Annotated in this window: 23 protein-coding genes and 1 riboswitch; of the genes, 16 read left to right on the forward strand and 7 right to left on the reverse strand. The window is 70.7% G+C overall.

Going from position 1 to position 26364, the window contains the following annotated elements; all coding sequences use genetic code 11:
- Positions 1 to 44: 44 nt before the first annotated feature.
- Positions 45 to 263 carry a hypothetical protein gene (locus tag Voc01_RS07485; RefSeq protein ID WP_203926527.1) on the forward strand — a complete coding sequence of 73 codons (219 nt, stop codon included), beginning with the start codon at positions 45 to 47 and terminating at the stop codon, positions 261 to 263.
- A gap of 3 nt (positions 264 to 266) precedes the next feature.
- Here Voc01_RS07485 and Voc01_RS07490 read toward each other — a convergent pair whose 3' ends face one another.
- Entirely contained in the window at positions 267 to 506 is a 240-nt protein-coding gene (locus Voc01_RS07490) for a hypothetical protein (protein ID WP_203926528.1), read from the reverse strand.
- A 79-nt stretch (positions 507 to 585) separates the two neighbouring features.
- Here Voc01_RS07490 and Voc01_RS07495 point away from each other — a divergent pair, with 79 nt between their 5' ends.
- Positions 586 to 1332 carry an SDR family NAD(P)-dependent oxidoreductase gene (locus Voc01_RS07495; protein ID WP_203926529.1) on the forward strand — a complete coding sequence of 249 codons (747 nt, stop codon included), beginning with the start codon at positions 586 to 588 and terminating at the stop codon, positions 1330 to 1332.
- On the opposite strand, the gene Voc01_RS07500 is transcribed toward Voc01_RS07495, so the two are convergent.
- On the reverse strand, positions 1329 to 2117 hold the full coding sequence (locus Voc01_RS07500; protein WP_203926530.1) for a S1 family peptidase: 789 nt from the start codon (positions 2115 to 2117) through the stop codon (positions 1329 to 1331). The two genes, Voc01_RS07495 and Voc01_RS07500, sit on opposite strands and share 4 nt — an antisense overlap.
- Positions 2118 to 2809: 692 nt before the next feature.
- Between Voc01_RS07500 and Voc01_RS07505 the strand changes: the two genes are divergently transcribed.
- Complete coding sequence (locus tag Voc01_RS07505) at positions 2810 to 4288, forward strand: sugar transferase (RefSeq protein ID WP_203926531.1); 1479 nt, start codon at positions 2810 to 2812, stop codon at positions 4286 to 4288.
- Positions 4289 to 4300: 12 nt separating this feature from the next.
- Positions 4301 to 5101, forward strand: a complete 801-nt coding sequence (locus Voc01_RS07510; RefSeq protein ID WP_373873793.1) for a 3'(2'),5'-bisphosphate nucleotidase CysQ — start codon at positions 4301 to 4303, stop codon at positions 5099 to 5101.
- Here Voc01_RS07510 and Voc01_RS07515 read toward each other — a convergent pair.
- Positions 5071 to 5397 carry an STAS domain-containing protein gene (locus Voc01_RS07515; RefSeq protein ID WP_203926532.1) on the reverse strand — a complete coding sequence of 109 codons (327 nt, stop codon included), beginning with the start codon at positions 5395 to 5397 and terminating at the stop codon, positions 5071 to 5073. The two genes, Voc01_RS07510 and Voc01_RS07515, sit on opposite strands and share 31 nt — an antisense overlap.
- Positions 5398 to 5489: 92 nt before the next feature.
- On the opposite strand from Voc01_RS07515, the gene Voc01_RS07520 reads away from it, so the two are divergent.
- Together Voc01_RS07520 and Voc01_RS07525 are read left to right on the forward strand one after the other, a co-directional pair.
- Positions 5490 to 6221, forward strand: coding sequence for a M50 family metallopeptidase (locus Voc01_RS07520; RefSeq protein ID WP_373873794.1), 732 nt, complete (start codon positions 5490 to 5492; stop codon positions 6219 to 6221).
- 405 nt (positions 6222 to 6626) lie between these two features.
- Positions 6627 to 8252 carry a VWA domain-containing protein gene (locus tag Voc01_RS07525; RefSeq protein ID WP_239160017.1) on the forward strand — a complete coding sequence of 542 codons (1626 nt, stop codon included), beginning with the start codon at positions 6627 to 6629 and terminating at the stop codon, positions 8250 to 8252.
- Positions 8253 to 8427: 175 nt separating this feature from the next.
- On the opposite strand, the gene Voc01_RS07530 is transcribed toward Voc01_RS07525, so the two are convergent.
- Positions 8428 to 10761: a DUF8508 domain-containing protein gene (locus Voc01_RS07530; RefSeq protein ID WP_203926534.1), complete on the reverse strand. Its 2334-nt coding sequence runs from the start codon at positions 10759 to 10761 to the stop codon at positions 8428 to 8430.
- A gap of 178 nt (positions 10762 to 10939) precedes the next feature.
- Here Voc01_RS07530 and Voc01_RS07535 point away from each other — a divergent pair, with 178 nt between their 5' ends.
- Positions 10940 to 12010: an NAD-dependent epimerase/dehydratase family protein gene (locus tag Voc01_RS07535; RefSeq protein WP_203926535.1), complete on the forward strand. Its 1071-nt coding sequence runs from the start codon at positions 10940 to 10942 to the stop codon at positions 12008 to 12010.
- Here the strand turns inward: Voc01_RS07535 and Voc01_RS07540 are convergent, their stop codons facing one another.
- A complete protein-coding gene (locus tag Voc01_RS07540) occupies positions 12011 to 12967 on the reverse strand; it encodes a type IV toxin-antitoxin system AbiEi family antitoxin domain-containing protein (protein WP_203926536.1) in 957 nt (318 codons plus the stop codon). It abuts the gene before it with no gap.
- Between the two features lie 125 nt (positions 12968 to 13092).
- On the reverse strand, positions 13093 to 14370 hold the full coding sequence (locus tag Voc01_RS07545) for a hypothetical protein (protein WP_203926537.1): 1278 nt from the start codon (positions 14368 to 14370) through the stop codon (positions 13093 to 13095).
- 80 nt (positions 14371 to 14450) lie between these two features.
- Here Voc01_RS07545 and Voc01_RS07550 point away from each other — a divergent pair, with 80 nt between their 5' ends.
- The 7 genes from Voc01_RS07550 (at position 14451) to Voc01_RS07580 (ending at position 22983) form a co-directional block, all read left to right on the forward strand.
- Positions 14451 to 16148, forward strand: coding sequence for a potassium channel family protein (locus Voc01_RS07550; RefSeq protein ID WP_203926538.1), 1698 nt, complete (start codon positions 14451 to 14453; stop codon positions 16146 to 16148).
- A gap of 52 nt (positions 16149 to 16200) precedes the next feature.
- Positions 16201 to 17418, forward strand: coding sequence for a trypsin-like serine peptidase (locus tag Voc01_RS07555; protein WP_203926539.1), 1218 nt, complete (start codon positions 16201 to 16203; stop codon positions 17416 to 17418).
- 21 nt (positions 17419 to 17439) lie between these two features.
- Positions 17440 to 18150 carry a phosphatase PAP2 family protein gene (locus Voc01_RS07560; protein WP_203926540.1) on the forward strand — a complete coding sequence of 237 codons (711 nt, stop codon included), beginning with the start codon at positions 17440 to 17442 and terminating at the stop codon, positions 18148 to 18150.
- 33 nt (positions 18151 to 18183) lie between these two features.
- Entirely contained in the window at positions 18184 to 18969 is a 786-nt protein-coding gene (locus Voc01_RS07565; protein WP_203926541.1) for a DeoR/GlpR family DNA-binding transcription regulator, read from the forward strand.
- Positions 18970 to 18980: 11 nt separating this feature from the next.
- Positions 18981 to 19271 carry a DUF3263 domain-containing protein gene (locus Voc01_RS07570; protein ID WP_239160018.1) on the forward strand — a complete coding sequence of 97 codons (291 nt, stop codon included), beginning with the start codon at positions 18981 to 18983 and terminating at the stop codon, positions 19269 to 19271.
- 68 nt (positions 19272 to 19339) lie between these two features.
- Complete coding sequence (locus Voc01_RS07575) at positions 19340 to 22114, forward strand: alpha/beta fold hydrolase (RefSeq protein ID WP_203926571.1); 2775 nt, start codon at positions 19340 to 19342, stop codon at positions 22112 to 22114.
- Positions 22111 to 22983 carry an ABC transporter permease gene (locus tag Voc01_RS07580; RefSeq protein WP_203926542.1) on the forward strand — a complete coding sequence of 291 codons (873 nt, stop codon included), beginning with the start codon at positions 22111 to 22113 and terminating at the stop codon, positions 22981 to 22983. The genes Voc01_RS07575 and Voc01_RS07580 overlap by 4 nt, the downstream gene beginning before the upstream one ends.
- On the opposite strand, the gene Voc01_RS07585 is transcribed toward Voc01_RS07580, so the two are convergent.
- Positions 22980 to 23378 carry a PPOX class F420-dependent oxidoreductase gene (locus tag Voc01_RS07585; RefSeq protein ID WP_203926543.1) on the reverse strand — a complete coding sequence of 133 codons (399 nt, stop codon included), beginning with the start codon at positions 23376 to 23378 and terminating at the stop codon, positions 22980 to 22982. The two genes, Voc01_RS07580 and Voc01_RS07585, sit on opposite strands and share 4 nt — an antisense overlap.
- Before the next feature lie 127 nt (positions 23379 to 23505).
- Positions 23506 to 23640, forward strand: a riboswitch (SAM riboswitch).
- Between the two features lie 14 nt (positions 23641 to 23654).
- Between Voc01_RS07585 and thrC the strand changes: the two genes are divergently transcribed.
- Positions 23655 to 24935, forward strand: coding sequence for a threonine synthase (gene thrC / locus Voc01_RS07590; RefSeq protein WP_203926544.1), 1281 nt, complete (start codon positions 23655 to 23657; stop codon positions 24933 to 24935).
- 364 nt (positions 24936 to 25299) lie between these two features.
- Complete coding sequence (locus tag Voc01_RS07595; protein WP_203926545.1) at positions 25300 to 26334, forward strand: GNAT family N-acetyltransferase; 1035 nt, start codon at positions 25300 to 25302, stop codon at positions 26332 to 26334.
- Positions 26335 to 26364 lie beyond the last annotated feature (30 nt).

Below are 26364 nucleotides of genomic sequence, written 5' to 3' on the forward strand. Positions count from 1 at the left end.
CGGGGTGGGGTGCCGGTGCCGCCGGAAGCGGCACACTGGCGTGCATGGCGAATGAGCTGTCACCGGTCGGCTCACCGGATACGGCCCACCCGGAACGGCCAACCCGACGTCTCCTCGGGATTCCCCCGCTGGTGGCGGTGGTCTGTGGCTCCATCGGGGTGGTGGCCGTGGTGAATGGGCTGGGGGTGGTCGGCGACATCGGGGCGGCGCTCGTGGACTTCTTCGGGAGTCTGGTCGGCTTCGTCGGGGGCCCGTTCGCCTGAGGGCTACGCGCCTTCCTCGCGGCGGGTGAGCTCGGTCAGGTCGCGCCATTCCCAGGGGCCGACCTTGCAGCGTTCGACGAACTGCCGGGCTTCCTCCTCCGACGTGAACCGGAACACGCCGGCCGTGCCGTCGGCGCCGCCCTGGCGGGCCTCCACCTCCCAGAACTGCTCGACCCGCAGAAAAACGTCGCGCCTCGTCATGGTGCCGAGACTGCCGTTCCACCAACGCCCCACCGTCTCCATGTCGCTGCACACTATCGAACACCAGTTCGAGTCGCACCTGTTTCGACCTGCGAATTCGCAACGTGACAGGCTGTTGCGCATGTCCCGTGCCGTCCTTGTCACAGGTGCCTCACGCGGTATCGGCCGTGCCACCGCGCGTGCGTTCGCCGCCTCCGGCGACCGGGTCGCCGTCCACCACCGCGACTCGGCCGACCTCGCCAACGGTCTGGTCGCCGAACTCGAGGGAGAGGGGCACGTCGTGGTCCGGGGGGACGTCGGCGATCCGGCCGCCGTCAGGAATTTCGTGGACGCGGCGGCGCGCGCCCTCGGCGGCACGCTCGACGTGGTGGTCAACAACGCGGCGGTCTTCCCGAAGCACCCGATCGACACGGACGACTACGAGAGCTGGCAGGAGGCGTGGCGGCGGACCATCGACGTCAACCTCACCGGGCCGGCCAACGTCATCTGGTGCGCGATCAGGCACATGCGGGAGGGCGGGCGGATCGTCAACGTCTCCAGCCGGGGTGCCTTCCGGGGCGAGCCGGAGCAGCCGGGGTACGGCGCGAGCAAGGCGGGGTTGAACGCGCTCGGCCAGTCGCTGGCGGTGGCGCTCGCGCCCCGTGGCATCACGGTCACCGCGGTGGCGCCCGGCTTCGTCGAGACCGACATGGCCAACGAGCACCTGAAGGCGCCCCGCGGCGCCGAGATCCGGGCGCAGAGCCCGTTCAACCGGGTTGCCCAGCCGGAGGAGATCGCCGCCGCCATCCACTGGCTGGCGAGCGGGGAGGCGGAGTGGGCAAGCGGCGCCGTCCTGGATCTGAACGGCGCCTCCTACCTACGTACCTAAGGCAACCGGGCCAGCGCCGCGGTGATCGCGGACGCGAACGTGGAGACCTCCGTGTAGACGCCGGGGTAGTTGGCGCGGGCGCACCCGCGTCCCCAGCTCACGACGCCGACCTGCACCGGGGTCCCGTTGACGGTCTTGATCATCGGACCGCCGGAGTCGCCCTGGCAGGTGTCGGTGCCACCGCTGATCGGACCGGCGCAGAGCATCTCGCTGTCGCTGAACGAGTAGCCCGCACGCCGGTAGTTGGTGCCGCAGACCGAGTCGCTGACGAACGGCACGGAGGCCTTGAGCAGGTAGCGGCTGCCGGAGCCGCCCTCGCGGGTCGCGCCCCAGCCCATGATCGTGAAGGTGCCGCTGTTGTTGGCCGCGTTGGTGTTGTAGGCGATCGTGGTGAGCGGGATGCTCGACGCGAGCTTGACCAGGGCGAAGTCGCCGTCGGCGCTGACGTCGTAGCCGCTGTACACGTACGTCGAGCGCACCGAGTACGGGAAGCTGTTGCGGTCGACCGAGCCGGCCCGCGCGGTGTACGAGGTCGAGGCGCCGGTTCGCCCGACGCAGTGTGCGGCGGTGAGGACGACGTTCGGGCGGATCAGCGAACCGCCGCAGCCACCCAGGTACACCATGAACGGGAACTCACCGCTGGCCGCGCGCGTACCGCCGACTACGAACACACCGACGTCGCCGTCGGGCTGCGGTGGAGCCGCGGACGCCGCTGTCGGTGCGAGGACCAGTCCGCCGAGAGCGGCGACCAGGAGCACGGCACGCCGTGCGAAGTTAAGGCCCATTGTTGCTCCTCCCCTGCTCAGGACCTGAAGACATGACGATAGCCATCGATGTATCGAGAGCGATAGATCCTGTGGGGGCCATACCGGGAGGGAAGATCGACAATCTGCCGCAGGGCGAATACGCTGCGTAGTGAGCGACTTGACCAATTGTGCTACCGCTAGATCGCCTGAATTGCTGTCAGCTAATTGGCCGTGAGAATCGCACAACGTCTGTTGCTCACGTTCCGGGAGGCGTGCTAAAGCGCCACTAAAGACTTCTTTAAGGTGGTTGCACGCTGTTAGTGCTGTGGCAATTGTCTAGTAACACTATGACCAGCGGAAACTACGGATCGTGAGCGCTTCGCAGGCGATCGTGACGTCCGCCACGGCCCGCAATATCTACGTACTGTAACTTCGCGCTTATCGTGAGTTGTTAAATTCCGGTCAATAGACAACCGTCAGCGCCGGTCAACGCGGGTATTCACATACTGACTGTTGCGGGATGCCCGTTTTGTATATCAGCTACTCGACCAGTTTCGGGTGCAGGTCCGTTACAAGCCGGTTGGTTTCCCTTAAGCTCATCGGCGTTCCTTCCAGGGTGGCCAGCGCGAAATCGCCGACCCTCCCCAGGCGGAGGGTTTCGGCAAAGTTCGAGGGGGGCTTGCGTGGCGGCGACCGACATTGCGGCGAGTGACACCGCTGCGTCCGTCAAGGTGCCAAGCGACAAGACCACCGTGGTGCTGCCACGGGCCTTGCCCCGGCCGACGGCGCTCGCCGGACCGGCGCGCTGGGTGTGGGAGACCAACTACATCCGCAAGCTGATCGCCCTCGACCTCGTCGTCGGTGTGGTCGGCGCGCTGGCGGCGCTGCAGTTCCGGGTCGGCCCGGGCACCGAGTTCTCCAACCAGGTGTTCATGGTCCTGGTCTTCCCCCTGGTGTGGGTGCTGTCGATCGCCCTGGGCCGCGCCTACGAGTCGCGCTACCTCTTCGCCGGCAACGACGAGTACCGGGCCGTGTTCCGCGGGGCGATCGGTCTCATCGCGGTCGTGGCGATGGGCGCCTACATCATCAACACGGGGTTCGCCCGGCGGTACGTGATCATCGCGGTGCCGGTGGTCCTGGCGATCACGATCATCGCGCGGTACCTGATGCGCCAGCGGCTGCACGCCTCGTGGGGTCGCGGCCAGCGGCTGCGCCGGGTGATCCTCATCGGTCACGGCGCGGCGGTCGTGCAGCTCACCCGCCAGCTGCGGCGCGAGCGCTTCCACGGCCTCGGTGTCGTCGGCGCCTGCCTGCCGGCCAACTCGCCGATGCACCGCGAGAAGCCGCGCGACGGCGCGCCGCCCATCTACGGCACGTTCGACGACGTGGCGGCGGCCGTCCGGTACGCCCGGGCCGACACCGTCCTCGTCCTCTCCTGCCCCGAGCTCGACGGCCCGACGCTGCGGCGCATGGCCTGGCAGCTGGAGAACGACAAGATCGACCTGATCGTGGCGAGCACGCTGGTCGACGTCGCCGGCGACCGCACCACGATCCGCCCGGTCGACGGGCTGCCCCTGCTGCACGTCGAGCACCCGAAGCTGCGCGGCATGCGTCGGGTGATCAAGGACGTGTTCGACCGGGTCGGCGCGCTGCTCGGCCTGATCCTCATCTCGCCGCTGCTGCTGGCGATCGCCGCGCTGGTGAAGTTCGGCCCGGGCGGTGGCCCGGCGTTCTTCCGCCAGGTGCGGGTCGGCCGCGACGGCCAGCAGTTCAACATCTTCAAGTTCCGCACGATGCACACCGACGCCGAGGCCCGGCTCGCCGAGGTCATGGACCTCAACGAGCACGACGGCGCGCTGTTCAAGATGCGCAACGACCCCCGCATCACGCCGGTCGGAAAGTGGCTGCGCCGCTTCTCGCTCGACGAGCTTCCCCAGCTGTTCAACGTGGTGCTCGGGCACATGTCGCTGGTCGGCCCGCGTCCGCCGCTGCCGGCCGAGGTGGCAAAGTACCCGGCCGACATGCGCCGCCGCCTGGTCGTCAAGCCCGGCATGACCGGCCTGTGGCAGGTCTCCGGTCGGTCCGACCTGAGTTGGGAAGAGTCCATCCGGCTCGACCTTCGTTACGTTGAGAACTGGTCGCTCACCATGGACCTGGTCATCCTCGCGCGTACGATCACCGCCGTAGCGCGGGTATCCGGAGCGTACTGAGGGGAACTAACGTTGGCTCAGCCAATCACCGGCGTCGCTGCTTCAGCGACGCCGGTTTCGTCTGTAGAGGATGGCGAGCTCGCCGCATGGCTGGCGGGTCGCGCCGGGGTCGAGCTTCTGAAGCTCCGTGACGCGCTGGGCTTCGCCGATCCGAAGGCGTTGAAGGACGCGGGTGACCGGCAGTCGCACGAGCTCCTGGTGGCCGAGCTGGCCCGCCTGCGTCCGAACGACGCGGTGCTCTCGGAGGAGGGGCGCGACAACCCGGCCCGGCTGAGCGCCGACCGGGTGTGGATCGTCGACCCGCTCGACGGCACCCGCGAGTTCGGCGAGGACGGCCGCGCCGACTGGGCGGTGCACGTCGCGCTGTGGTCGGGCGGCGACCTGGTGGCCGGGGCCGTGTCGCTCCCGGCGGCGGGCACCGTGTACAGCACGGCGGGTCCGGTGCCGGCGGCGCTGGAGCTCGGCGACCCGGTGCGCATCGCGGCGAGCCGCACCCGCCCGCCGGCGTTCTTCGCCGGGCTGTGCGAGCACCTGGGCGCGGTCGCGGTGCCGATGGGGTCGGCCGGCGCGAAGATCATCGCGGTGGTGTCGGGCGTGGCGGACGCGTACGTGCACGCCGGCGGCCAGTACGAGTGGGACTCGGCGGCACCCGTCGCGGTGGCCCGCGCGGCCGGGCTCCACACGTCCCGGATCGACGGCAGCCCGTTGACCTACAACCGTGCCGACCCGACGCTGCCCGACCTGGTGGTGTGCCGGCCGGAGCTGGCGGCGCCGATCCTCGGCTACCTGCAGGCGGCCTCGACCGACTCGTAGGTGTGCACGGCGTCGCGCACGCCCACCACGGTGAGCAGGTTCAGGAGGAACGCGTTCGGCCGGGCCAGCCGGAGGAAGCCGCCCGCGGCTTCGCACGACCGGCTGGCCACCACCAGCGTCGACAGGCCGATCGAGTCGCAGAACGTGAGCCGGCCGAGGTCGACCACGATCCGGGTGCGGCCGGCGCCGATCAGGCCTTCGAGTGCCGCCTGTAATCGGGGCGCGGTCTCCATGTCGAGCTGGCCGCTGGGCTGTACGAGCTGGCAGGTGGGTCGATCCTCGACCTGGACGTCCATGCTGACCCTCCGTGACGAACTAGCCCTCTAGATTAGGGCCAGCGCGACCCTGCGTCATGTCGATGTTGCGCGGACGTGCGACCCTACGCGGCGTGCCCTCCGACTTTCTCGACCGGCTGTTCTCGACCCAGCCCGAACCCGACCGCCTGGAACTGGTAGTTCTCGGCGCGGCGCTGCTCGCTCTCGGTGTGGTCGTGTACCGGCCCACCTGGCGGTGGAGCCGGAACGTGATCACGATCGCGCACGAGGGCGGCCACGCCGTTGTCGCGCTTCTGAGCGGACGCCGGCTGCAGGGCATCCGGCTGCACTCCGACACGTCGGGGCTGACCGTGTCGGCGGGCCGGCCCACCGGTCCCGGCATGATCATGACCCTGCTCGCCGGCTACCCGGCGGCACCGATCGTCGGTCTGATCGGTGCCGTGATGCTCACCGCCGGCCGCATCACGCTCATGCTGACGTTCGCGCTGGTGATGCTCCCGCTGATGCTGGTGATGATCCGCAACCTGTTCGGCGTGCTGTCGGTGGTGACGGTCTGGGCCGCGGTGTTCCTGGTCGTCTGGTACGCGTCGGACCTGTGGCAGTGGGTCTTCGCGTACACGCTGGTCTGGTTCCTGCTGATCGGTGGCGTGCGCCCGGTGTTCGAGCTGCACCGGCAGCGGGCCCGTGGCCGCATGCCGTACTCCGACGCCGACCAGATCGGGCGGCTGACCCGGATCCCGCCGCTCGCGTGGGTGGGCGTATTCCTCACCGTGGCGGTCGTGGCTCTGGTGGCAGGTGGGTGGCTATTGGCGCGGTGGTTGCTTCCCGGGGTCGACGCAATCTGAGACCGCGATATCGGAGTTCGCGTGGAGCGCTCTCTCGACCTTTGATCAACATTAACTTCATGTAGTTGAATCGTGACCCAAATCGATGCAGCGCAGATGATCCATTTGGGCCTTAGCGGACGTTTTCGCTGGTCAGGGCGATCAACTAAAGAAAGTTGAGATCTTTTCGTTACCTAACTCGCATCATACGACCGGCTGAGGCACGTACACCTGGTTAGCGATACGTTAAATCGCGCTCGGGTCCTGTCCCGGGTTTGTGTTACTGCCTAACGAAGATAGTGGTGAATCGCCGGCATGGGTCGCCATCGACGCCCATCTAGCACGCGCACCGGACTGCAGACCGCTGGGGTCGCTGTCGCGGTGATCGCGCTGCTGGCCGGCGCCCTCTTCGGTTACCGACAGTTCATGGCCGATGACTCCACGGCGGCCGGCTGCGACAACCCGCTCCGGTTGAGCCTCGCGGTGTCGCCCGAGCTGGTCCCGGTCGCACAGGCGACCGCGACCGACTGGGTGCGCAGCGGCGTCAGCGTCGCCAACCGGTGCATCGCGGTCGACGTGGCCAGCGCCGAGTCGGCCGACGTCGCCGCCGCCATCGCCAGCCGGTCGGAGCTGAACCTGGCGGGCGTCACGGGTGCGCAGCAGGTCAAGGTCCCGAACCTGTGGATCCCCGACTCGTCCACGTGGCTGCGGCGGCTGCGCACGCTCGGTCCGAACCTGGTGCCCGCCGACGCGCCGTCGATCGCGTCGAGCCCGGTGGTGGTCGCCGCGCCGCAGCCGGTGGCGACCGCCGCGTTCGGCTGGCCGCAGACCAAGCTCACCTGGAAGCAGCTTCTCGGCAAGATGACCACGGGCACCGGCCTGCGCGCCGGCATCGTCGAGCCCACGCGTGACGCCGCCGGCCTCGCCGGGCTGGTGTCGCTCGCCGTGGCCGCCAGCGACGGCGGGGCCAACGCGCAGCAGAACACCGCCGCGGCGATGCGCGGACTGGTCGCGGGCCGCTCCGCGGTGCGCGACGACCTGCTGCAGCGGTTCCCGCGGGCCAACGACCAGGCCGCGCTCGCGTCGGCGATCTCCGCGGCGCCGCTCTCGGAGCAGACGGTCAACGCGTACAACGCGAAGACGCCCGTCGTGCCGCTGGCCGCGCTGTACCCGGAGCCGGCATCGGCCGCCCTCGACTACCCGTTCACGATCGTTCCCGGTGGCGACGCCGACCGCACCACCGCCGCCGAGCGGCTGCGGGCCGCGTTCACCGGCGACAAGTACCGCGACCGGCTGGCCGCCGCCGGTCTCCGCGCCGCCGACGGCACCACCGGCAAGGGCTTCCCCAGCGCGCCCGGCGCCCCGGCAGCGGGCGGGCAGGGCGGCGCCGCCGGAGCCGACCTCAACGTCGTCGACCGCATCCTCAGCACGTGGACGGCGATGACCGCGCCGGCGCGCACGCTGTCGGTGTTCGACGTCTCCGGGTCGATGAACCGCCCGGTTCCCACGGCCGGCAACGCCCCCCGCATGGCGGTGCTGCTGGAGGCCGCCAAGCGCGGGCTCTCGCTGTTCGACGACACCTGGGCCACCGGCCTGTGGGTGTTCTCCACGGAGCTCGACGGGCCGGGCACCGCCGACTACAAGGAACTCGTGCCGATCGGGCCGCTGACCTCGAACCGGCAGACCGTGCTGAACGCGCTGAACGGCATCAAGGCCACCGAGCGGGGCGACACCGGTCTGTACGACACGATCCTGGCCGGCTACAAGCGGCTCAAGGACGGCTGGGAACCCGGCATGGTCAACACGTTGATCGTGATGACCGACGGCGAGAACGACGACAAGAACGGCCTGAACCGCGACCAGCTCCTCCAGGAGCTGGGCAAGATCAAGGATCCGGCCAAGCCGGTGCGCGTCCTGATCATCGCCTTCGGCCCCGACGTCGCCCCCGACGGCCTGAAGCCGATCACCAACCTGACGAGCGGGGGCGTGTTCGCCGCTCCGGACCCGGCAAAGATCGGCGACATCTTCCTCCAGGCGATCACTACGCGGTAAGGCTTTGGGGCGCGGTTAGGGCTTTGGGGCGCGGTTGGGGCTTTGGGGCTCCGCAACGTGCTCCGGGAAGTCTCCACAGCGTTTATCCCTCCGCACGTTGCGGAGCCCCAAAGCCCCCGGGCTCGGCTCTCGCCGGCTCCGGGGGCTTGGAGGTGGTTGGACCTTCGCGTTGGTGCTACAGGCGGAGGCGGACGATCTGGGGGTCGTGGTCGCTGGCCTGGTCGGCGTACTCGGCGTTGGTGTGGACCACGTCGTAGTCGAAGCCGCGCAGCAGCAGCGGCAACGAGATCATGATGTGGTCGAGCACCTGCGAGTTGCCGTCGAACACGTACGTGTAGCGCTCGGCCGGCGGCAGCAGCCTCGGCAGGTCCCACATGAACAGGTCGCGGGTGAGGATGTCGACCGTCTCGGAGAACTCGAAGTCGTTGATGTCGCCGAGCACGATCACGTTCGCCAGCGGGTTGATGCCACGGAGGTCGTCGATGAAGTTCTTCACGACGGTCGCCTGGGCGTGCCGCTGCACCTCGGTCGACCGCGTCGGAGGCTGGAACCGCCCGAACAGCGGCTGGTCGCCGCCCTTCGAGTTGAAGTGGTTCGCGACCACGAACAGCGGCTTGCCGTGGTACCGGAACTCGCCCGCGAGCGGCTTGCGCGACGCGTCGAACGCCGGGTTCGCCGGGTCGATCCGGCCCGGTGACACCGTGAGCGCCGCCTGGAAGAACCCGGTGCGCTTCACGCCGACCGGCGTGGTGGTGTCGCCGCCCGGACGGTCCACGAAGGACAGTCCGCGGTCGGTGCGGAACAGGAACCCGACCCGGATGTTGCCGCCCGGCTCGCCGCCGTCGGTCTTGTTGCCCGGGTCGATCTGGCGGAACTGGTACGCCGGACCGCCGGCCCGCTGGATCGCCTCGATCAGCCTGGCGTAGGTCTGGTCGGCGGCGACCACGCCGTTGTCGGTGGCGCCGTTGTTGTCCTGCACCTCCTCCAGGGCGAGCAGGTCGGGCGCGGCCAGGCTGGTGACGATGCCGGCGGCCAGCTCGTCGAACTTCTCGACCGGGTCGCCTGGGTCGAGGTTCTCGACGTTGTAGGTGGCGACGGCCAGTTCGCCGGGACGCTGCGCGCGGGTCACCTCGCGCACCGGACCACGGTCCACGATGGACGGTGCCGCCAGCACGTTGAACTTGAAGTTGCCGAACGAGTAGTCCACCACCGCGTCGACCGGGCCAGGCAGGAGGTCGCCCGTGTCGGCGGCCGGCATCGCGGTGATCGTGTCGTCGAGGATGACCCGTTCGGTGTTCGGGTCGGCGTACGTGTAGCGGATGCCGCCGCGCACCGTACGCGGCGAGCCCTGGCCGCCCGGGAGCACCGACAGTTCGCCGAAGTTGTTGGTCGGCCCGCTGGCGACGGAGTCGACCACGCGTACCTGCATGCCCTCCAGCGACTCGTAGAAGTCGAGCGCGTTCGTCGTCACGTCGAACGTGGTCGACGCCTCGACGTCACCCGGCGCGTCCGTGCGGATCGCGGCCGGTGCCCGGCGGCCGCCCGGCCCGACGAGAACCGGCGCCGGAACGGCGACGCCCCGCGCGACCACGGTGACCGTCGGCGAACCGATCTGGGTGACGGTGAGGTTGTTGGCGTCGCCACCCGGCCGGAACTCGCTGGCGCGGCCGACGACCTCGACGCTGTCGCCGCGCGTGACCGCCGGCGCCGACGACGTGAAGACCAGGATGCCCTCGCTCGTCGCGGGGTCGGCGTCGGGAGCCGGATCCTGAAGGTAGAAGCCGCGGCCGTAGGTGGCGGTGACGACGCCGCGCACGCGCACCAGGTCGCCGGTCAGCGGCGACACGTGACCGGCGCCCTGCACCTCGCGGATCAGCCGGTCGACGGGCTCCTCCGGCGGGCCGCTGCCCGCGTTGCGCGGGTTCGGCGCGCCGGCGGTGAAGTCGGTGCCGTTCTGGTCGGTATCGGGGCCGGCACCCCGCAGCGCCGCCGTCGTGTTGGACAGGCCCGGCGCCGCGGCCGTGCCCTCGAAGTCGTTGGCGGCGCCGTAGCCGACGAAGTCGCGCACACCGGCGGCGGTGTCGCAGTCGGCGCCGCAGGCGAGCGCCCCGCTCGACGTGACCAGCGCGACCTTGGCGGAGGTGCCGCTCATCGCGATCGAGCCCGACGCGTCGGGCGTGGGCAGTGGAGTGGTGCCGCCGGCGCCGGCGGCCTCCTGGACGAGGAAGAATCCGTTCGGTGCGATCGTGCCGGACAGCACGGTGACCTGCCATGACGTGCCGGCGGCGGAGGCGTACTGGACGCTCCAGCCGGTGACGTCCACGGGGCTGGAACTGCGGTTGTGCAGTTCGATGAAGTCGTTCGTGTACGTGGCGCCCGAGTTGCCACCACCGCCGTAAACCTGGCTGATGACCACGTCGGGCGAGGCCGCGGCCGCCGGGGTGGCGGCGGCGAGACTCGCCGCGACAGTCGCGGCGGCCGCGGCCGCCGCGAGGGTTCTTCTCTGCATAGAGGCTGGATATCAGCCAGCGTCGACGGGGTCGAGGGCCTACGGGTTAACGAAAGGGTCCTAGTTGTTCTGCTCCGCCGCGCTGATCTGCGCCGACGCGGAGCCTTCGTCCCGCTCTGTCCGGCATGGACCGGTGGCCGGCCGCTTCGATGGTCGACCAACGGGGTAGGTGCCCGTCATGCGGATCGTGGTGGTCGGAGCGAGCGGCAACATGGGCACGGCACTGTTGCGCCGGTTGGCGGACGAGCCCGGTGTGGACCGGGTGGTCGGCGTGTCGCGCCGGATGCCACCGGACCAGCCGCCGTACGAGGCGGCCGAGTGGGTCACCTGCGACATCGGCGACGACGGCGCGGTCCAGGAACTGACGACCGCCTTCACCGGCGCCGACGCCGTGGTGCACCTGGCGTGGCAGATCCAGCCCAGCCAGCAGCCGAAGGTGCTGCACCGTACCAACGTCGTCGGCTCGCACCACGTGGCTGAGGCCGTGCTGCGTGCCGGCGTGCCGGCGTTGGTGGTGGCGTCGTCGGTGGGCGTCTACTCGCCGGGGCCGAAGGACCGCACGGTCGACGAGAGCCACCCGCGCCGGGGCATCGCCGGTTCGCTGTACAGCCAGCAGAAGGCGGCGGTCGAGGACCTGCTCGACGAGGTCGAGTTCACGCACCCGTCGTTGCGCGTGGTGCGGATGCGGCCCGGCCTGATCTTCCAGTACGAGGCAGGTGGACAGATCGCCCGGTACTTCCTCGGCCCGCTGGCACCGGTCGGGCTACTGCGCCGCCGGCGGGTGCCGGTGCTGCCGCTGCCCCGGTCGATGCGCTTCCAGTGCGTGCTCGCCGGAGACCTGGCCGACGCGTTCACCCGCGCGATCCGGTCGGAGGCCCGGGGCGCCTTCAACGTGGCGACCGACCCCGTCCTGGACCCGCCGACGATGGCCGGGCTGCTGGGTGGCCGCGCTGTGCCGGTCCCGACGGCTCTTCTGACGTGGGCCGCCGGCGCGACCTGGGTGACCAGGCTGCAGCCGACGGACCCCGGCTGGATCTGGATGGCGACGCAGGTGCCGCTCATGGACACGACCCGGGCGCGGACGGAGCTGGACTGGCAGCCGAGGTTCGACTCGCTGACGGCGATGAACGACCTCCTCGAAGGCATGGCGGCCGGCGCGGGGACGTCGAGCCCGGCGCTACGGCCGAGGGCGCTCGTCAGGGACCGGCTGGGCCGCGGACACCTCCCCGGGCACGGCACGCACTACTGATCAACGGGGAGGTTCGTCCACGTGATGGCGTGCACGAATTTCCCCGTTGCTGCATTCGGGGCACAGCGCGGGCGCGCCGGCCCAGCCTGATGCGGCGAGGACCCCCGCCACCTCCTCCGCCACCGCGCACGGACGGCTCACCACGTCGGCGTAGCCGTACCGCAGGACCCTGCCACCGCTCACCACCGCGGCGTTGTCACGCCGATGATCGCGGAAGCGGCCGCCGTCAGCGTGACCGAGGCGGCCGTCGAGTTCCACGTGCACCCCGAACTCCGTGTAACTGACGTCGTCGTACCAGCCGTCGCGGCGCTGCTGTCGGACACCGTCCGGCAGCCCGTGCGCGCGCTCGACGAAGCGGCGGTAGCGGTACTCGAGGACGCTGTGGCAGCCCGCCGCGGCGTCGGCGAGCGCGGCTGTCAGGTCGCGTCGCCATCGCATCCGCCCGCGGGTCTGCATCGCGTCCGCGATCCGGCCAGCGGTGGTGAGCCGGCTGCCAACAGCCGTGAGCGGCCATGCCACCGCCTCGTCCAGGCTGCGACCGGAGACGGCGAGGTCGAGCACCGTCTCCTCCACGCACGTCCGTGGCGGCATCCGGGCCGAGTGGCGTAGGCGATGCGGGTCGACTACGCGATGCACCACCAGCCCTTCCCGCCCGACGATCCGCCGGGTGTGCGGTACGGATACGTGCACCGGGCCGGGCCGCTGGTTGACCAGGCCGTGAAGTTCCGCTGCGGTGCGGTGGCTCAGCACGGCGCCGGTCCCCGCGTACAGGAGGGCCGCCCAGAGCCGCGCCGGCCATGACATGGCACCGGTGAAGGTCGCGATGACCCCGGGGAACACCCGTTGCCAGCGGCCGGAGCGGATCTGCGCGGCGATCCGGGAGTCGGTGATTCCGCACCGCCTCGCCTGTGCACGCGAGACGACGCCGGCCTGGGTGCGAGCGACCTCGAAGAACACCGGCGCACGATGCCGCACCCGGAACCCCCTACGGAAGGGGAACTTGGGATCCTGTGGACAACTCAACGACAACGGGGAGGTTCGTGCACGCCATGACGTGGACGAACCTCCCCGCTGCTGAGTTGTCAGGCGGAGTGGCGCGCCATGTACTGGGCGCGGTGCTTGCCGCCGGTCAGGCCGTCGGCGACGCCGCCCACCACGGGGATGCCGCGGGTGTCGGGCAGCGGCATGCCGCGGGTGCCGGTCGGGCCGGTCAGTCCGCCGACCACCGGCAGGGCCTCGTCGCCGACCGGCAGCGCCCCACCGCCGACCGGCAGCGACCCGACCGGCAGCGACCCGACCGGCAGCGACTCGGTGCCGCCGCCCTGCGCGGCCAGGTTGTTCACGGTGCCCGAGGCCTGGTTCAGCGCATTGCCGGCCGAGGCGCCGGTGGCGGCCGTGCCGGGGGCGAGCAGGTTGTGGACCGGCAGCGCCGGAGCCCCCGGCAGCGTGTTCACGTTGGCCTTGGTCGGCAGCGTGCCGCCCTGGAGGACCCCGCCCACCACCGGCAGGCCGCCGGCCGTCGGCAGTCCACCGGTCGGCAGGCCCGCCTCGGCACGGTGCCGGCCGACGAAGGACTCCGACGGCGGCAGCACGTGCACCGCGTCGCCGGCGAGGATCGGGGAGCCCTGGCTCCGCGCGGTCTGCTGCTGGCCAGCGGTCGGCGTCGTCTGGGCACGGCCGCCGGAGGCGTCGCGTGAGAACCCGCCGCCGGAGGCGTCGCGCGAGGAACCGCCGATGAGGGGGAGCCCACCGCCGCCGCCGAGCGGAAGCGCGGAGCCGCCGCCCAGTGACTGGCTCTGGGTCGCCAGGTTCTGCGCCGCACCCAGCGGCAGCTGGTCGCCCAGCGGGATGCCCAGGCCGTTGCCGGCGAAGCCGTCGCGGGCCAGGTCGTCGCCGCCGCGCAGGGTGTCGCCGGCCATGCTGGTGCCGATCGGGAGGTTGCGAACAGGAAGGCCGGTCGACTCGCGGGCCGGTGCCGGCAGGGTCCGGGCGGTGGGCATGCCCAGGCCGTCCATGGGGACCACGTCGGTGATGGGCAGCGCCTGGAAGATGTCCGGCGTCCGCCCGTTGGCGAACACGTCCCGCGGCTGGCCGTCCTGGGTGGGCGCGTGCACCACCGCTCCGAGCTCGCCGTTGTTCGTGCCGCTGCGGACCGGTCCGCCGCCGTCGGGTAGCAGTCCGACCGTGTCCCGCTGGCCGGGCGTATCGAGCGAGACACCCACGCCACTGAGTCCACCGTCGATGCTGGCGGTGTCAGCGAGGTCGTGAACGGGGGTGTCGGCGTGCGCGGCCGTGCCGAGCAGCAGCGCCCCACCGGCGATGCCGACGGTTCCAGCCGTCCGCCGAATCCACTTGTTCATTCGTGTTCCATCCGTCGCGTACAGGTGAACGGAATAACGACCAAGTCGGGCAAAACGTTCTGCAGTTAGGATCATCGTCGATGGCTCGGACGACCTGGCTGGCGCGGGCCCGCTACGTACGCCGTCCCACACCGGAGCCAACCGGGCAACAAGGGCGCCCGGTTGCGGGTCACCTGATCGTGTGCGGCGACGACCCGCTGACGTACCGCCTGGCCAGCGAGCTGGTCACCCAGTACGGCCGCCAGGTGACGGTCATCCTTCCGAGCCGCCGGCGCAACCACGGTCCGCAGATCTCCCGCCTGCGGGTGCGGGTGGTCGAGTCGGAGCGGCTCGACGCCGACGCGTTCCGCCAGGCCCGGGTCGCGACCGCCGACGCGGTGGCGGTGGTGCGCCAGGACGACGTCGGCAACATCCACGCCGCGCTGCAGGCACAGGAGCTGAACCCGCGGATCCACCTGGTGCTGCGCATGTTCAACCTCAGCCTCGGCCTCGGCATCCGCACGCTCTTCCACGACTGCGCCGTGATCTCCGACGCCGCGATGGCCGCGCCGGCGTTCGTCGCGGCCGCGCTGGGCGAGGCCGCGCCGGTGCATGTTCGGCTCACCGGACGCGCGTTGCATGTCGCCCAGCGCGGAAGCGTCGCGCCGGAGCGGATCGTGGCGGGGCTGGCCACCGCCGACGGCGTGCTGCTGCCACGGGACCCCGAAACCGCCGACCTCGTGCTCGCGCTGGCCGACCGCGACGCCTACGCCGAACAGCCGGCGGCCCCGCCACGGCGGCGGGGAAGGCCGTGGAGCACCCTGAAGCTGCTGGTGAACCGCAAGCTCGTGCAGGCCGCGCTGGCGCTCGTCGTCCTCCTCATCGCCGGCACCGGCGTGCTGGCCGCGGTCCGCACGGATCTGAGCTGGTGGGACGCCGCCTACCTCACGATCTTGGCCGCGCTCGGCGGCGCCGACGCCAACGTCGACGCCGGCGCGATCGAGAAGATCACCCAGACGCTGCTCACGGTCGTGAGCATCGCGCTCATTCCGGTGGTGACCGCCGCCGTGGTCGAGGCCGTCGTCAACGCGCGGCTCGCGATCGCGCTGGGCGGGCTGCGGGACCCCGTGAGCGGCCACGTCGTGGTGGTGGGCCTCGGCAACGTCGGCACGCGCGTGATCCGTCAGCTGACCCAGCGCGGCGTGCGGGTGGTGGCGATCGACCGCACCGACGACGCCCGCGGCGCCGCGCTGGCCAAGGAGTTGGACGTGCCGCTGGTCGTCGGCGACGCCAGCCGGGAGGAGACGCTGCGGGCGGCGTCGGTGCAGACCTGCCGGGCGCTGGTGGTGCTGTCGACCGACGACGTGGTGAACCTGGAGGCGGCGCTGCACGGCCGGGCACTGAACCCGGGCCTGCGGGTGGTGCTGCGGCTGTTCGACGGCGACTTCGCCGACCGGGTCGAGCGGGCGTTCCGCATCGACGTCTCGCGGAGCGTGTCGTACCTGGCGGCGCCGGCGTTCGCGGCGGCGATGCTGCAGCGCGACGTGATCGGTTCGATCCCGGTGAACCGGCGGGTGCTGCTGATCGCCGACCTGCCGGTGTGCGCGGGCTCGGCGGCGGCGGGCTCGACCGTCGCCACGGTCGACGCGATGGACGGCGTGCGCGTGATCGGCGTCACCCACAGTGGTTCGACCACGTGGTCACCGCCGCTCGACCTGGCGGTTCGGGTGGACGACCGGTTGATTCTCGTCGCCACGCGAGACGGACTGGGTCGGGTCGTAGCGGCAACCTCTGCGTGACGGGGTCGTTACCTTACTCGTATTCGGACATTTTGCGAGTAAGGGGCGCTCTATGCGGCGTACGTTCGGGTTGGCTGTCGCGCTGTGCGCGCTCGTGGGGACGGCCGGGGTCACCGGCGTCACCTACGCCGAGACGCGGCCGGACTCCCGCAACGTGGTGCAGACGCCGATCACGGAAGCGGTGAAGCTGCCCCGCATCGGCGCGATCGAGAACGTCTCCGGTCTGCTCGAGCGGCGCGGCCGCCTGGTGAAGACCGAGCGCACCCTCACCTACCGGTACCCCGGCGCCTCGTACGTCAAGGTGCACTTCAGCCGCGCGATGCTGCGGGAGGGCGACCGGGTCGTGGTCTCCGACCCGACCGGCACCGAGTCGTACTCGTACACGGCCGAGGAGCTGGCGGCCGACCCGTGGGCGATGTCGATCAGCGGTGACACCGCCCACGTGCGGCTGGAACAGGGCAGCTACGACCCGCTCGGGCTGCGTACCCGCCTCGCCGGCCTCGGCATCGGCGTCGACCAGGTGGCCCGCGGCTTCCAGGAGTCCGAGGGCGAGGGCGCGCCGGAGGGACCCACCCAGAAGAAGAACAAGGAGGAGAGCATCTGCCGCGGCAGCGACGAGAAGCTCGACGCGGTCTGCTACCGGTCCTCGCACCCGACCGAGTACGCCCGGTCGAAGTCGGTGGCCCGGCTCCTGATCAACGGGGTCGAGCTGTGCACGGCGTGGCGGGTCGGCCAGCTCAACCGGATGCTGACCAACAACCACTGCACGTCGAGCCAGTCCGACGTGCGGCGCACCGAGGTGTGGTTCAACTACGAGTGCGTCCAGTGCAACGGCAGCGCCACCCGGCGGGTCACCAAGGTCTGGGGCGGTGACCTGATCGCCAACGACGGCACGCTCGACTACGCGTTGTTCAGCGTGCGCGACTTCGCCGCCGTGACCCAGTACGGCTTCCTGGAACTCGACCTGCGCCTGCCGAAGTCGGGCGAGGAGCTGTACATCCCGCAGCACCCGCGCGGCCAGCCGACCTCGATCGCCATGGACGACCCGGGCGAGCGCAGCGGCACCTGCGCGATCGACGACCCGCGGTACACCGGTTACGACACGGCGACGGACATCTCCTACTTCTGTGACACCGACGGCGGCTCGTCGGGCTCGCCGGTGATCTCGGCCACCACACACAAGGTCGTGGCACTGCACCACTTCGGCGGCTGCCCCAACTCCGGCGTCCGGATGGACCTGATCAACCGGGAGATCGGGCGCCTGCTGTAGCGCCTGCTGTAGAAATGAACGATGCGTAGAGGACGAGGATGGCTGCCCGATGCCGTCCTCGTCCTCGTTCTGGGGGCGATCACCGCGCTGGTGTGGACGGGCGTGACCCACGGCATCGACCTCGACACCCGCGACTGGGTCGACAGCCACCGCCCGACCTGGGCCTACGTCACCGCGCGGGTGCTGAACTACCTCGGCCAGGGCACGCCGCTGGCGATCCTCGCGATGGGCCTCGCCGTGCTGCTGGCCTGGCGTCAGCACAGCGTGCGGCCGGTCCTGCCGGTGCTCACCGCCTACCTGATGCTGATGTTCGTCGTCGGTCCGATGAAGGTGTTCACCGACCGGGCCGCGCCGCACAAGCCCGAGGACACGCTCAACCGCGAGGAGTTCTTCAGCGGCGGCATGTCGTACCCGTCGGGCCACACGGCCAACACGATCGTCTGGTACGGCGTCCTCGTCCTGCTGCTCTCGGCCCTGGCACCGGCGGCGCTCACGCCGGCGGCGCGCCTCGCGTTGCGGTTCGGCCCCCCGCTGATCGTGGCGTTCGTGACCACCTACCTGGGCTTCCACTGGATCACCGACACCGTGGCCGGGCTGGTCGCGGGGTTGCTGCTCGACCGCCTGCTGCGGCGGGTGAACTGGGACGCGGTACCGCTGCACCGGGTGCCCGGCACCCGTCGGTGGGCGGAACGTGGGTGGTTTGGCAAGGTACCTGACCTGGCCCTGCGCTAGGGTTCGCGAATCATGTGACCCTGGGAGGCCGCGTTGGACCGGTACGCGCGCTGGAACGCGCTGCTGGAAATGCTCACCGAAGACGGTCGGGTGAGCGTCGAGGAGGCGGCCGAACGGCTCGCGGTGTCGCACGCGACGATCCGGCGCGACTTCGACCAACTGGCGCAGCAGCAGATGATCAACCGCACGCGCGGTGGCGCGGTGGCCAGCGGCGTCTCCTACGACCTGCCGCTGCGGTACAAGACCGCGAAGCACTCGGCCGAGAAGCAGCGCATCGGCGCGGCGGCCGCGGCGCTGGTGACGCCCGGCATGGTGGTGGCGCTCAACGGCGGCACCACGACCACCGAGGTGGCCCGCGCGCTGGCGGTGCGCCCCGAACTGACCGGCGGCGTCGACGACGCGCAGCTCACCGTGGTGACCAACGCGTTGAACATCGCCAACGAGCTGCTCGTGCGCTCGCGCATGAAGATCGTGGTGACCGGCGGCATCGTGCGGCCGCAGTCGTTCGAGCTGGTGGGCCCGCTCGGCAGCGGGGTCCTGAGCGAGGTGACGTTCGACATCGCGCTCCTCGGCGCCGACGCGATCGACGTACGGCTCGGCGCCGCCGCGCACCACGAGGGCGAGGCCGGCATGAACGCGTTGATGGTGGCGCGGGCCCGGCGCGTGGTCATCATCGCCGACTCGTCGAAGCTCGGCGGGCACGCGTTCGCCCGCATCTGCTCGATCGACCGCGTCGACACGCTGGTCACCGACAACGGCGCCGGCCCCGACCGGATCGCCGAGTTCGAGGCTGCGGGCGTTCACGTCATCTGTGCGTGAGAATAAGTCGCGTGAATGAAGCGCATGTTCCGGAGGCGCGCGACTCCCCGGAAGAGTCCACTGTGGAGGCTCCGGCCGCTCTCGACGAGCGGGCGATGGAGATCCTGGCGTTCGAGCGCAGGTGGTGGCGGCACGCCGGCTCCAAGGAGCAGGCGATCCGCGACACGTTCGCGCTCTCGGCCACCCGGTACTACCAGCTCCTGAACGGGCTCCTCGACGATCCGCGGGCACTCGCGCACGATCCGGTTCTCGTCGGCCGGCTCCGGCGGCTGCGGGCGTCGCGGGCACGCCGATCTTCCTAGTCCCTCAGCGCGGTCTCAGGATCTGCGCATAACGTTGTCGGGTGGCCAAGGCACCGTGGTGGCGTCGCATGCTGCCCAGAATCAGGTGGACCCGGCGGCGCCTCGTCTCGGCGGCCGTCGTACTCGTACTCGTGGTCGGGCTGGTCGGTGTCGCGGCCTGGCCGGAACGGGCGAGCTACCGCGTCGAGCAGCACCGCATCCTCGTGCAGACCGGCCCGAACGGCGACCAGCAGGTCGACCTCGACGCGACGTTCTACGTGCCGCGGTCTGCGGGGCGCAAGCCGGCCGTGCTGTTGGCGCACGGCTTCGGCGGCACGAAGAACAGCGTGGCCGACGACGCGAAGGACCTCGCCGACCTCGGCTACGCCGTCCTGGCGTGGACGGCGCAGGGCTTCGGCCGGTCCACCGGCGAGATCCACCTCAACAGCCCCGACTGGGAGGTGCGTGACGCGCAGCGCCTGCTCGACTGGCTGGCCGCGCGTCCCGAGGTGCGCCTCGACGGGTCCGGTGACCCCCGCGTGGGCGTGGTCGGCGGCTCGTACGGCGGCGCGCTGGCGCTGATGCTCGCCGGCGCCGACAGCCGCATCGACGCGATCGTCCCGATGATCACGTGGAACGACCTCGCGCGTTCCTTCCTTCCGGAAGCGACCGGCGGCGACCCTTCACGTGGCGTCTTCAAGAAGCAGTGGGCCGGGCTGTTCTTCGGCTCCGGGTCGGGTGGCCTCGGCAGCGCGTTGAGCGACACCGAGTCCGACACCGGCAACGACCTCGGCGCGCTGCTCGGTGGCGGCGGGCCGCCGTCGCTGGCCAACGGCAATCCGCAGTGCGGCCGGTTCGCCGCCGACGTCTGTGCGGCCTACCTGTCCGTGGCGACCACCGGCCGGCCCACGCAGCAGGTGATCGACCTGCTGCGCCGGTCCTCTCCGGTGACCATCGCCGACCGCATCAAGGCGCCGACGCTGCTGATCCAGGGCGCCGCCGACTCGTTGTTCCCGCTCTCGGAGGGCGACGCCAACGCCCGGGCGATCGCCGCGACCGGCACCCCGGTGCGGGTGGCCTGGTTCACCGGCGGCCACGACGGCGGCACCGGTCCGCGCACCGACCGCGACCGGCTCAACTTCCTCACCGCGCAGTGGTTCGGCCACTACCTCGACGGCGAGGGCTCGAAGCCGTCGCAGAGCTTCACGTACTCGAGGATCACCGGCATCGACGCCACGAACCGCGACCTGGTGGCCTCCGGGTACAGCGTCACCGACTACCCCGGCGTGTCCGCGCCGGGTCGCACGGTCGAGGTGAGCGGGCCGCCGCAGCCGATCGCGAACCCGCCGGGCGGTACGCCCGCGGCCGTCTCGACGCTGCCGGGCGGGCTGTCGTCGTTCATCGGCGGGTCGGGTCTGGACATCCCCGGCCAGTTCGCGCGGTTCGAGAGCCGGCCGTTCGACGGGATCGTCGACGTCGTGGGCGCGCCGACCGTGCGGCTGCGGGCGGCGTCGCCGACCGGTGAGGCGGTGCTGTTCGTCAAGCTGTACGCGGTCGGCGACGGCAGTGGCAGCCTGCCCGGCGGGCAGGTGGCCCCGATCCGGTTGACCGGGCTGCCCGCGTCACTGGCGGACGCGCAGCCGGTCACCGTGACGCTGCCCGCGATCGTGCACCGGTTCGAGGCCGGGCAACGGTTCGCGATCGTGGTGTCCACATCGGACCAGGCGTACGCGACCCCGGCGGAGCCCGTGCTGTACCAGGTGGCCGTCGAGAGCGCGGTCACGCTGCCCACAGTGGACGGTGAGCCGATCCGGAACCCGAACGTCGTGTGGTGGTACGCGTTGTTCGCGTTGCTCGCGCTCGTGGTACTGGGCGTCGTCGTCGCCGTCGTGGTCGCGCGGCTGCGGGCGCGGCGCTCGGTGCGTTCGGTCGACGCCGAGAACGCCGACACCCCGCTCGTGGTGCGGGGGCTGCGCAAGGAGTACGCCGACGGGTTCGTGGCGGTGCGGTCGGTGAGCTTCACCGTCCATCGTGGACAGGTGGTCGGGCTGCTCGGCCCGAACGGTGCCGGCAAGACGACGAGCCTGCGCGTGCTGATGGGGCTCACCCGGCCGACCGCCGGCGAGATCCTCGTCTTCGGCCACCGCCTGACGCCCGGTGCGCCGGTGCTGTCGCGGCTCGGCGCGCTCGTCGAGGGTCCCGGCTTCCTGCCGCACCTCACGGGTCTGGCGAACCTGCAACTGTTCTGGAAGTCGACCGGGCGCCCGGGCGACGAGGCGCGGTTCGAGGAGGCGATGGAGATCGCGGGTCTCGGCACCGCCGTCGACCGCCGGGTCAAGACGTACAGCCACGGCATGAAGCAGCGGTTGGCGATCGCGCAGGCAATGCTTGGTCTCCCCGAACTTCTGGTCCTCGACGAGCCGACCGACGGCCTGGACCCGCCCCAGATCGCCGAGATGCGCCAGGTGCTCAAGCGGTACGCCACCGACGGGCGGGCCGTGCTGGTGTCGAGCCACCTGCTCGCCGAGGTCGAGCAGACCTGTACCGATGTGGTCGTGGTGCACAAGGGCGAGGTGGTCGCGTCGGGCAAGGTCGACGAGATCGTCGGTGACTCGCCAACCGTGCAGCTGGATGTGTCCGATGTGGACACCGCGACCTCCGTGCTCGGCAAGCTGGGCGTGCGGTCGGTGGCACCGGACGGCGAGGGCCTGGTGGTCGACGTGAACGGCACGCCGCGCGCCGACGTGGTGGCGGCACTGGTGAACGCCGGTGTCGGCGTCGACCGGGTGGTGCCGAGGCGCCGGCTGGAGGACGCGTTCCTGGCTCTGGTGGGTGGCGACACGAAGGCGAGTGGCGAGCGATGAGCACCGTGACCGATCGGGCGCCCGGTTACCGGCCCAACCGCACACTGTCGTTCTGGACCGAGTTCCGCCGGCAGGCCGCGCGCCGCCGCACCCAGTTCTCGCTCGGGTTCATGGTGCTGCTGCCGCTGGTCGTCCTCGGTGCGTTCAAGTGGAACCCGGGCGGCGGAGACGACGACGACGGCGACGGGGGCGGTGGCTTCAGCGCGCTCGTCGACGTGGCGACGTCGGGCGGTCCGAACTTCGCGTTGTTCACGTTGTTCGTGTCGTCGGGGTTCCTGCTCGTCGTCGTGGTCGCGCTCTTCTGCGGTGACGCGGTGGCGAGCGAGGCGAGTTGGGGGAGTCTCCGGTACCTGCTGGCCGTGCCGGTGCCGCGGGCCCGCCTGCTCGCCATCAAGCTGCTCGTGGCGCTGGCCTACAGCGCACTGGCGATCCTGCTGCTCACCGGCACGGCCCTGCTCGCCGGAACCGTCTTCTACGGCTGGAACCCGTTGCAGGCGCCGATCGGCGGAACGCTGCCACCGGGCGAGGGTGTGGTGCGGCTGCTGGCCGTGGTCGGCTACATCTCGGTGACGCTGATGGTGGTGGGTTCGCTCGCGTTCCTGCTGTCCGTGTCCACCGACGCCCCGCTCGGCGCGGTGGGAGGCGCCGTGATGATCTACATCGTGTCGAACATCCTCGACCAGATCGACGCCCTCGGCGGCATCCGCGACTTCCTGCCGACCCACTTCAACGAGGCGTACCTGGGCCTGCTCTCCACGCCGGTACAGACCGACGACGTGGTGCGCGGGATGGTGAGCGCCCTCGTCTACTCGACGGTGCTGCTGTCGCTGGCGTGGTGGCGTTTCCTCCGCAAGGACGTGGTCAGCTAGACCTTGAACGCCGTGACCTTGGCCGGGGTCACGCGGACGATGAGCCGCTTGATCTCGGCCGGTTCCGGCGGGTTGGCTCCGGCGTCGCCGAGGTAGCGCTCCGCCAGCCGGGCAGGCAGCGTCTTCTCCGGGTCGTCGACGAGCTCGGCGGTGCCCCGCAGGTCGACGGAGTGGTACGGGTTGCCGCGGTCGGACACCGTCAGGCTGATCCGCGGGTCGCGGGCGAGGTTGCGGGCCTTCAGCTTGTCGGCGGTCACCGAGATCAGGATCGCGTCGCCGTCGCGCAGGTACCAGACGGTGGACGTGTGCGGTGCGCCGCTGGCGGTCAGCGTTGCCACGACGGCGAAGTTGGGGGCGTCGAGCAGGGTCCGGGTCGACTCGTCGAGGATCGTCACCGGATGAGTCTGTCACAGATGATCTGCTTCGGTCCAATATCCAGGCGCCGCTCGACGGAGTGCTACAGGTCACGCGCCGCTCGTAACGGGCGGGTCGGTGAGGTTATGCTTACGGCCACAACTGAATACCTCATCCAGAGGGGCTGAGGGACCGGCCCGTTGACGCCCCGGCAACCGCCGCGCATCCACCTCATCGTCGAGGCCAGCGCGAGGCAGGTGCCAATTCCGGCCCGGCACACCGAGTGCCCGGGAAAGATGAGCGGAAAGGGCCTCATCATGTCCAGCACCCTCACCACCTCCATCTTCGGTGACTCGCCCGCCCGCGACCTGGTCTGTCGGGGCTGTGGCACCCGGTTCCCGCTGGCCGCCCAGCACGCCTGTTTCGAGTGTTTCGGCCCGCTCGAGGTCGGCTACGACGAGGCCGCGCTGGCGTCGGTCACCCGGGAGCAGATCGAGCGGGGTCCCAAGAACATCTGGCGGTACGCCGGGCTGCTGCCGGCGGGCGCCGACCCGGCTTCGCGGGTCACGCTCGACCCCGGCTTCACGCCGCTGGTCCGGGCCGACAACCTGGCCGCTGCCATCGGCCTGCGGGCGCCGCTGCACGTGAAGGACGACTCGGCCAACCCGACCCACTCGTTCAAGGACCGCGTGGTCTCCGTGGCGTTGACCGCGGCCCGCGCGCTCGGGTTCGAGCGGTACGCCTGCGCCTCCACGGGCAACCTGGCCAACTCCGTCGCCGCGCACGCGGCCCGCGCCGGCACGCCGTCGGTGGTCTTCATCCCGTTCGACCTGGAGGCCGGAAAGGTCGTCACCACGGCCGTCTACGGCGGCGATCTGGTGGCCGTCGAGGGCTCCTACGACGACGTCAACCGGCTCTGCTCCGAGCTCACGGAGACCGACGAGTTCGAGAAGACCGCGTTCGTCAACGTCAACGTGCGCCCGTTCTACGCGGAGGGCTCGAAGACGCTCGGGTTCGAGGTGGCCGAGCAACTGGGCTGGCGCATCCCGGAGCAGGTCGTGATCCCGATGGCCTCGGGTGAGCTGCTCACCAAGGTCGACAAGGCGTTCAGCGAGCTGGTCGAGGCCGGGCTGGTCGAACCGCCGGCCAGCGGCTGGAAGGTGTTCGGCGCCCAGTCCGCGGGCTGCAACCCGATCGCTGTCGCGCTGCACGGCGATACCGACGTGATCACGCCGGTGCGGCCCACCGGCATCGCCAAGTCACTGAACATCGGTGACCCGGCGGCCGGCCTCTACGCCCTGGAGGCCGTGCGGCGCACCGGCGGGTGGATGGACTACGCCGACGACGACGAGATCCGCGACGCGATCCGGCTCCTCGCCCGCACCACGGGCGTCTTCGCCGAGACCGCCGGCGGTGTCACCGTCGCCGTCCTGCAGAAGCTGATCGACGCGGGACGGCTCGACCCCGACGCCGAGACCGTCGTGTTCAACACCGGTGAGGGATTGAAGACGCTCGACGCGGTCGCCGAGCAGGTCGGGCCGACCTACCGCGTGCGCCCGTCGCTGCGTGCTGTCCGTGAAGCGGGACTTCTCGATTGATTTTTTCCGGTCGAGATCTCACCAAGGGTGAGGTATTTGTTGTCTGGGCCCGCGAAATCGGGGTAGCTGTCACTCCTGGTGGGTCGGCTGTCCGGTTCCGGTCACTGTCCTGATGGCGTCGTGATGGTCGCATTCGGTGACCATCACACACCCGTCGGTGGACGACCCAGGTGTCCGGTGGGGTTGACGCGGGTCGCGCATACGCGCAGGATGCTGCGTGCGGGAGGACGTATCGCCGCCCGGATCCCTTACCGGATCTGGGCGCCAGCGGCGCCGGAGGCGTTGTGCGAACGTCCTCTCGACCAATATTCCGGGTCTTTTAAATGGGTCGCGCGGCGTCTGGCCGGGGAGCACCCTGCCGGGTATGCCTACCGCCACCCTCACGGTCACCCCCCTCGACGCCGACGATCCGGCCGAGGTCGCCGCCGCTTACCAGGTCCGGGCCAGAGCCCAGGCGAACGACGTGCCCGACTTCCCGGCTCCGTGCCGGGTCGCGTTCGAGGTGGGGCTGCGGGTTCCGTGGCCGGGCGACGAGACGCACCGGTGGGTTGCCCGCTCGTCCAGTGGTGAGGTGGTCGGTTACGTCCAGGCCAACCTGCCGACGCTCGACAACCTGAGCAACGCGTCGGTCGACATCATCGTGCTGCCGGAGCACCGCCGGCGCGGCTACGGGCGGATCCTCTACGCCCACATCGTCGAGTTCCTGCGGGGGCGGGGCCGCCGGGTGATGATCGCGTTCACGGCGGAGACGCTTCCCGGTGGTGGCGTGCCCCGCGACCCCGGTCCCACCGCTTTCGCCCGCGCCATGGGAATGAAGAGCGCGTTGGCCGAGGTGCGGCGGCGGCTCGACCTCGAGACGCTCGACCACGCGGCGATCGACGCTATGCTCGCCGACGCCCGGGCGGCGTCCGCCGGCTACTCCCTGGTGCGGTGGGGGAGCGTCGTGCCCGACGAGCTCATCGAGGGCGTCGCGTTGCTCGACAGCGACTTCCTCAACCAGGCACCGCTCGGCGACCTCCAGTGGGAGCCCGAGAACGTCGACGCCGCCCGGATCCGGGCCATGGACGAGGCGCGCGTGAAGGTCGGCCGCGTGGCGGTGAACACCGCCGCCGTGCACGACGAGACCGGCACGATGGTCGCCTGGTCGGGCCTGAGCCGTCCGGCGACGCACGTGGAGCACGCCGGCCAGGGCATCACGCTGGTGCACCCGGCGCACCGCGGGCGCCGTCTCGGTCTGCTCACGAAGATCGAGAACCTGCGGACCGCGATCATCGAGCTGCCCGGTATCCGGTACATCGACACCTGGAACGCCGCGGTCAACAAGCACATGATCGCGATCAACGAGCAGATGGGCTTCCGCGCCGTCGACCAGTGGCACAACTGGCAGCAGGAGATCTAGGCCTTGTCGAGGCCTCCGCCGATCTTGCAC

The organism is Virgisporangium ochraceum, assembly GCF_016863655.1.
Lineage (GTDB): Bacteria > Actinomycetota > Actinomycetes > Mycobacteriales > Micromonosporaceae > Virgisporangium > Virgisporangium ochraceum.

Bases quoted from the DNA above. Each gene is read 5' to 3' on its own strand.
- Voc01_RS07485 (WP_203926527.1), top strand. From the start codon at position 45: ATGGCGAATGAGCTGTCACCGGTCGGCTCACCGGATACGGCCCACCCG.
- Voc01_RS07490 (WP_203926528.1), bottom strand. From the start codon at position 506: ATGGAGACGGTGGGGCGTTGGTGGAACGGCAGTCTCGGCACCATGACG.
- Voc01_RS07495 (WP_203926529.1), top strand. From the start codon at position 586: ATGTCCCGTGCCGTCCTTGTCACAGGTGCCTCACGCGGTATCGGCCGT.
- Voc01_RS07500 (WP_203926530.1), bottom strand. From the start codon at position 2,117: ATGGGCCTTAACTTCGCACGGCGTGCCGTGCTCCTGGTCGCCGCTCTC.
- Voc01_RS07515 (WP_203926532.1), bottom strand. From the start codon at position 5,397: ATGGACGTCCAGGTCGAGGATCGACCCACCTGCCAGCTCGTACAGCCC.
- Voc01_RS07525 (WP_239160017.1), top strand. From the start codon at position 6,627: ATGGCCGATGACTCCACGGCGGCCGGCTGCGACAACCCGCTCCGGTTG.
- Voc01_RS07530 (WP_203926534.1), bottom strand. From the start codon at position 10,761: ATGCAGAGAAGAACCCTCGCGGCGGCCGCGGCCGCCGCGACTGTCGCG.
- Voc01_RS07535 (WP_203926535.1), top strand. From the start codon at position 10,940: ATGCGGATCGTGGTGGTCGGAGCGAGCGGCAACATGGGCACGGCACTG.
- Voc01_RS07545 (WP_203926537.1), bottom strand. From the start codon at position 14,370: ATGAACAAGTGGATTCGGCGGACGGCTGGAACCGTCGGCATCGCCGGT.
- Voc01_RS07550 (WP_203926538.1), top strand. From the start codon at position 14,451: ATGGCTCGGACGACCTGGCTGGCGCGGGCCCGCTACGTACGCCGTCCC.
- Voc01_RS07555 (WP_203926539.1), top strand. From the start codon at position 16,201: ATGCGGCGTACGTTCGGGTTGGCTGTCGCGCTGTGCGCGCTCGTGGGG.
- Voc01_RS07560 (WP_203926540.1), top strand. From the start codon at position 17,440: ATGCGTAGAGGACGAGGATGGCTGCCCGATGCCGTCCTCGTCCTCGTT.
- Voc01_RS07575 (WP_203926571.1), top strand. From the start codon at position 19,340: ATGCTGCCCAGAATCAGGTGGACCCGGCGGCGCCTCGTCTCGGCGGCC.
- Voc01_RS07580 (WP_203926542.1), top strand. From the start codon at position 22,111: ATGAGCACCGTGACCGATCGGGCGCCCGGTTACCGGCCCAACCGCACA.
- thrC (WP_203926544.1), top strand. From the start codon at position 23,655: ATGTCCAGCACCCTCACCACCTCCATCTTCGGTGACTCGCCCGCCCGC.
- Voc01_RS07595 (WP_203926545.1), top strand. From the start codon at position 25,300: ATGCCTACCGCCACCCTCACGGTCACCCCCCTCGACGCCGACGATCCG.